At 70.2% G+C, this 2,935-nt stretch carries 3 protein-coding genes; 2 read left to right on the top strand and 1 reads right to left on the bottom strand.

The features are described 5' to 3' along the window. Nucleotides 1-241 precede the first annotated feature (241 nt). Together LQV45_RS23575 and LQV45_RS23570 are read left to right on the top strand one after the other, a co-directional pair. Complete coding sequence (locus LQV45_RS23575; RefSeq protein ID WP_374208280.1) at nt 242-1,144, top strand: 3,4-dioxygenase subunit beta; 903 nt, start codon at nt 242-244, stop codon at nt 1,142-1,144. Between the two features lie 61 nt (nt 1,145-1,205). Then, nucleotides 1,206-2,519: a M18 family aminopeptidase gene (locus LQV45_RS23570; RefSeq protein ID WP_230009071.1), complete on the top strand. Its 1,314-nt coding sequence runs from the start codon at nt 1,206-1,208 to the stop codon at nt 2,517-2,519. Between the two features lie 11 nt (nt 2,520-2,530). On the opposite strand, the gene LQV45_RS23565 is transcribed toward LQV45_RS23570, so the two are convergent. Continuing rightward, nucleotides 2,531-2,935, bottom strand: a 405-nt coding sequence (locus LQV45_RS23565) for a DUF1345 domain-containing protein (RefSeq protein WP_230009070.1), incomplete at its 5' end; no start/stop codon positions are given.

Here is a 2,935-nt window from a genome sequence, read left to right as displayed (position 1 = left end):
GGAAGGCCCCCGCGGCCGTCCCGCACCACCGGACATGCCCTCCCCCTGCGCCCACCACTGGACATAGCGCCATCATGTCCACTGCCCGGCGCGAGGGGAGGGCATGTCCATGCGTGCCGGGGCACAGCCGCATCCCCGGGCCGAGGGGAGGGCATGTCCATGCGTGCCGGGGCACAGCCGCGTCACAGGAAGGGACTAGCCAGCCCATAGCGCTGCCGGGTTCGATGGGGTCATGACAAAAATGCCGCAGCCCCCGCACGAGCCGCACCCCAACCACGACCGCGGCCTGGAATTCGATCTCTCCACCCTCGTCAGCCGCCGATCGCTGGGCATGTTCCTCGGCGCGGGAACGGCCGCAGCCCTTGCGGCCTGCAGCCCGGGCGGCACCAGCGGCACCAGCGGCAGTTCGACGTCGGCCGCGGGGACCTCGGCCGCAACAGCCCCGGCGCCCTCGGCCGCGTCGGCGTCGGCCTCGGCCTCGGCCACTCCGACGCTCACCCGGGCGATCGCCGAGTGCGGGGTCGAAATCCCGCAGGAAACCGCCGGCCCCTACCCCGGTGACGGTTCCAACGGACCCAACGTCCTCGAGGTATCCGGCGTGGTCCGTCAGGACATCACATCCAGCTTCGGGACCTCCACCAGCACAGCCGAGGGCTTACCGCTGACCGTCACGCTGACCCTTCTCGACAACGCCAACGGCTGCACCCCGCTGGCCGGTGCCGCGGTGTACGCCTGGCACTGTGACCGCGAGGGCAAATACTCCATGTACGACTCGGGGCTTCAGAACGAGAACTACCTCCGCGGCGTCCAGGAGGCCGACGCCAACGGCCAGGTCACGTTCAAGACCATCTACCCCGGCGCCTACAACGGCCGCTGGCCGCACATCCACTTCGAAGTGTTCGAGTCCATGAACAATGCGACGGCGGCCGGCCAGGTCCTGGCGGTGTCACAGATCGCGCTGACCGAGGCCGCGTGCAAGGAGGTCTACGCATCGGCCGGGTACGAATCCAGCGCGCAGAACTTCCCCCGCACCACGCTGAAGTCCGACAACGTGTTCGGCAACGACGGCGGCATCTACCAGCTGGCCACCATCACCGGCTCGGTGGCCGCGGGCTACGCCGCCGGTCTCAACGTCACCGTCTAGGCGCGGCGTCGCCCGGCACCCCGGCCCCGGGGCCCGAGCGTGCCGGGCTAGACTCGGAGCCATGCCCACACCGTGCACTGCCGCAGAGCACATCCAGGACCTCGGCGCGTACGTCAGCGCGTCGCCGTCGAGCTTCCACGCCGTCCACGAGGCCGCGCGCCGGCTGGACGCGGCGGGCTTCACCGGCCTGGACGAACTGCAGCCCTGGCCGGAGCCCGCGGCCGCCGCCGGCAAGTTCTACGTGATCCGCGACGGCGCCCTCATCGCCTGGGTGGTGCCGGCAGGCGCCGGACCGACCACGGGTTTCAACATCCTCGGCGCGCACACGGACTCGCCCTCCTTCAAACTCAAGCCGAAGCCCACCACCGGCAAGTTCGGCTGGCTGCAGGCCGGCGTCGAGGTCTACGGCGGACCCCTCCTGAACTCCTGGCTGGACCGCGAACTCCAGCTCGCCGGCCGGCTCGTCATGCGCGACGGCACGCAGCACCTCACGGCCACCGGCCCGCTGCTGCGCTTCCCGCAGCTCGCCATCCACCTGGACCGGGCCGTCAATGAGGGCCTGGCCCTGGACAAGCAGCAGCACATGAATCCGGTCTTTGGCCTGGGCGATCCCGCCGGCGAGGACCTGCTCGGACTCCTTGCGGACCGCGTTGCCGATGCCGAGGTGGATCCGGCGCAGATCGGCGGGTACGACGTCGTCATCGCAGACACCCAGGCCCCGGCGGTGTTCGGCGCCAGGGGCGAATTCTTCGCCTCCGGCCGGCTCGACAACCTCTCCGCGACGCACGCCGGGCTCACGGCGCTGGTGGCGCACGCCGCCACGCCCGTGCCGGACGGTGCGCCGATTGCCGTGCTGGCCGCCTTCGACCACGAGGAAATCGGCTCGGCGTCCCGGTCCGGGGCGTGCGGGCCCATCCTCGAAGATGTCCTCGTGCGGATCTCGGACGGACTCGGCGCCTCTGCAAGCCAGCGGCGGCAGGCCTTCGCGGCGTCGTTCTGCGTCTCCGCGGACGCCGGCCACGCCGTGCACCCGAACTATCCCGAGCGGCACGATCCCGCCAACCGGCCGGTCCTCAACGGTGGTCCGCTGCTGAAGATCAATGCCAACCAGCGCTATGCCACCGACGCCGCCGGCGCCGCCCTCTGGGCCCGGCTGTGCACCGACGCCGGTATTCCGTACCAGGAATTCGTCTCCAACAATGTGATGCCGTGCGGGTCGACGATCGGCCCGCTGACCGCCACCCGGCTGGGAATCCGGACGGTCGACGTCGGGGTCGCCCTGCTGTCGATGCATTCGGCGCGCGAGCTGTGCGGCGTCGAGGACCCGCACCGGCTGGCCGCGGTGACCCGGACGTTCTTCCGGACGGCGGCCTGACGCCTGGCGCCCTACGCGGCGACGCCGACTACGAGGTTGATGGTGGTTGCCAGAATGATGGTCCCAAAGAGGTAGGAGAGCAGGCTGTGCTTGAGGGCCTCGGCCCGGATGCCATGGTTCTGCAGCGCGGTGTCCGATACCTGGTACGTCATGCCCAGACTGGTGGCTAAGTAGGCGAAATCGGTGTACTGCGGCGGCCGGCTCTGGTTGAAGTCGATGCCGCCCACCCGGGAGCCTGCCCTCGTGCCCGTGCCGTAGTACAGCTCCGCGTACCGCAGTGTGAACAGCGTCTGGACCAGGGTCCAGGACAGCGCCACCGAGACTACCCCGAGCAGCCCGCCGGCACTCCTGGAGACGGTGTCAGTGTTGTTGTCCGAATCCACGATGGCCGCTCCCGCCGCCACCACGCTGGCGGC

Source organism: Microbacterium sp. Bi128, assembly GCF_918698205.1.
Note: the sequence above shows the minus strand (reverse complement) of the source record. Positions and strands in the feature narration are given on the sequence as shown.

Bases quoted from the DNA above. Each gene is read 5' to 3' on its own strand.
- LQV45_RS23575 (WP_374208280.1), top strand. From the start codon at position 242: ATGCCGCAGCCCCCGCACGAGCCGCACCCCAACCACGACCGCGGCCTG.
- LQV45_RS23570 (WP_230009071.1), top strand. From the start codon at position 1,206: ATGCCCACACCGTGCACTGCCGCAGAGCACATCCAGGACCTCGGCGCG.